This is a genomic window from Streptomyces aurantiacus (genome assembly GCF_001418335.1).
GTDB classification, from domain to species: Bacteria; Actinomycetota; Actinomycetes; order Streptomycetales; family Streptomycetaceae; genus Streptomyces; species Streptomyces aurantiacus.
The window spans coordinates 1-3,100 of record NZ_LIPP01000465.1 but is presented as its reverse complement, the minus strand read 5'-3'; the positions used below and the strand labels follow the sequence as shown (position 1 = coordinate 3,100).

2 protein-coding genes are annotated in these 3,100 nt (G+C 69.2%); both read left to right on the top strand.

The window, feature by feature from the left end; translation table 11 throughout:
• The coding region (locus tag AOK01_RS38745) for an alkaline phosphatase PhoX (protein WP_245702600.1) at positions 1-927 on the top strand (927 nt) is incomplete at its 5' end.
• Between the two features lie 553 nt (positions 928-1,480).
• Positions 1,481-3,067: a TROVE domain-containing protein gene (locus AOK01_RS38740; RefSeq protein WP_055520145.1), complete on the top strand. Its 1,587-nt coding sequence runs from the start codon at positions 1,481-1,483 to the stop codon at positions 3,065-3,067.
• The last annotated feature ends 33 nt before the right edge of the window (positions 3,068-3,100 follow it).

Sequence of the window (3,100 nt, the reverse complement as noted above, 5' to 3'; positions counted from 1 at the left end):
TGGGGCACCTGGCTCACCTGCGAGGAGAACTCCGACCGGGCCGGCGAGAACGGCATGACCAAGGACCACGGCTACGTCTTCGAGGTCGACCCGAGCGACCGCCGGGCCAACCGCGACCCCCGGCCGCTCAAGTTCTTCGGCCGGTACGACCACGAGGCCGTCGTCATCGACCCGAAGCGCGGCCACGCCTACCTCACCGAGGACGACGCCGAGCCCAACGGCCTGTTCTTCCGCTGGAAGCCGCCGCACGGCTTCACCCACGGCCGCGGCAGGTTCCGTACCCTCGCCGACGACGCGGGCGTGCTCCAGGCGCCCAAGTGCTACGACTCCGGCGGCCGTTACGTCGACGACCTGTCCCGCGCCACGAAGATCGGCACGGTGTACGGGGTCGACTGGATCGACGTGCCCGACCGCGACGGCAAGGCCGTGCCGGTGCGCGAGCAGTTCGACACCGGCGAGGTCACCCGCGCCCGCAAGCTCGAAGGCATGTGGTGGAGCGACGGCGGCGCCTACCTCGTCTCCTCCTACGCCCGTGCGGAGAGCCCGGTCCAGCACGACGGCCAGGTCTGGTTCTACGACCCCAAGCGCCGCACGCTGACCCTGAAGGTCCTCCTCGGCGTGAACCCCGACCCGGCCGAGGACGGCGCCTTCGACGGGCCCGACAACATCACCGTCTCCCCGTACGGCGGTCTCGTCATCGCCGAGGACGGCGAGGGCGTCTCCCACCTCTTCGGCGCGACCGACAGCGGCCGTACGTATCCCATCGCCCGCAACGACCTGAACATCGGCACCGAGGACGAGCCCGAGTTCAGCGAGTTCACCGGCGTCACCTTCTCACCCGACGGAAAGACCCTGTACGCCAACATTCAGGTGCCGGGCATCATGGTCGCGATCAAGGGGCCCTGGAAGAGGCAGAAGCGTCGCTGAAATGCCCTCCGTACGGCGGGAATTAAATCGTTCGCCGGGTCCGTGGTCCGCCTCTTAGAGTGGACAACGTCCAGGTGCGAAGGCAGGACCTACTTCCACTCTTAATGGGGCGGTCGCGGGTTCGAGTCCCGTCACCGGTACAACGTGCCGGTGTAGCTCAGGGGTTAGAGCACCTACGTCGGTTCCGCCGGCCTTGAACTCTGGACACCACAATTTCATGCACCTCCCGGTGCGATGGTCACGGCTACTTCTTGCAAAGAATCCAGGCCGCGGCCGACTTGATCTCGGGAGGCGCAACATATGGTGTGTGCCCGGTGCGCAGGCAGCGGTTACTTCGGGACGTGGTGGGAAACCATGCGGGTTCGAATCCCGTCGTCGACTTCCGGCCGATGTGTCAGAATTCTATGTGTCAGAATTCGATGTGTCGGAAGTCGATGTGGCGGAACTGGAAGACGCGCCAGGTGATAAGTCCGCCGCCGACCTCTGAACTCGGGCACGCTCCATTTGCTGCGCCTTCCTCCGGAACACTCATGAATTCGGGGGGGAATTCACCATGGCACGCTTCAACAACAAGGCTGCGAAGGCGGCCCAGGGCACTTCGCGCGTCACCTCTACAGGGCACGTGCTGCGGACGTACGAGGGCGGGCGGGGAGCGGAGCGTGACCCGCGTTCCGAGCTCTTCCTGCTGTCGATCGCCAACTTCGTCGCGCAGAAGACCTTCTACGAGAGCGGCGAGGCGCGCGACGACCGGTTCGCCGGGCTCGTACGGCAGCTCGCCGTCGCGGACCCGTCGTGGACGGCCGCCCTACTCGACTGGCTGCGCGGCGAGGGCAACATGCGGACCGCGTCGATCGTGGGCGCCGCCGAGTACGTCAAGGCGCGCCTCGACGCGGGCGCCACGGACGGTCCGGCGAACCGGCAGGTCGTCGCCTCCGTGCTGCGGCGTCCGGACGAGCCCGGTGAGCTGCTCGCGTACTGGACCGCGCGGTACGGCCGTGCCGTGCCCAAGCCCGTGAAGCGGGGCATCGCCGACGCCGTGCGCCGGCTCTACAGCGGCAAGTCGCTGCTGAAGTACGACACGGCGTCCAAGGGCTACCGCTTCGGCGACATCCTCAACCTCGTGCACGCCGCGCCGGACCCGGACAAGCCGTGGCAGGGCGAGCTGTTCCGGTACGCCCTCGACCGTCGGCACAACCCGGACACCGCCGTGCCGCCCGAGTCCGCCCGCGTGCTCACCGCGCACCGCGAGCTGATGGCGGTGCCGGTGGCGCAGCGGCGTGCGGTGGTGACCTCCGAGGGCGGCGCCGAGCGGCTCGCGGCGGCCGGGATGACCTGGGAGGCGCTGGCCGGCTGGCTGCAGGGGCCGATGGACGCGGCGGCCTGGGAGGCCGTGATTCCGTCCATGGGCGCGATGGCGCTGACCCGGAACCTGCGGAACTTCGACGAGGCCGGGGTCTCGGACGAGGCCGCCGCGCGGGTCGCCGCGAAGATCAGTGATCCGGCGGAGGTCGCGCGGTCGCGGCAGTTCCCGTTCCGGTACCTCGCCGCGTACCGGCACGCTCCGTCGCTGCGCTGGTCGTACCCGCTGGAGCAGGCACTCGGCCACTCGCTGGCCAATGTGCCGGCGCTGGGCGGGCGCACGCTCGTACTCGTCGACCGGTCCGGGTCGATGTTCTACTCGCGGCTGTCCGACCGCTCGGAGCTCAACCGGGCCGACGCGGCGGCCATCTTCGGTACGGCGCTCGCGCTGCGGGCGGCGAAGGCGGACCTCGTCGAGTTCGGCACCGGCAGCGGTGTCGTGAAGTTCCGTCGGGGCGAGTCGGTGCTGAAGGTGCTGGAGCGCTTCGGGGACCTCGGGGGTACGAATACGAGTGAGGCGGTGCGCAAGCACTACAAGCAGCACGACCGTGTGCTGATCGTCACGGACGAGCAGGCCACGTACAGCCACTACGGCGATCCGACCGAGCAGGTTCCGGCGCGGGTGCCGGTCTACACCTGGAACCTTGCCGGGTACCGGGCGGGGCACGCTCCTTCGGGGAAGGAGAACCGGCACACGTTCGGGGGGCTGTCGGACGCGGCTTTCCGGGTGGTGCCGCTGCTTGAGGCGGCACATGACGCCGACTGGCCGTGGGCGGGCTGAGCGGTCGTGGGTGGGGGCTGGGCCGTGCCGGTG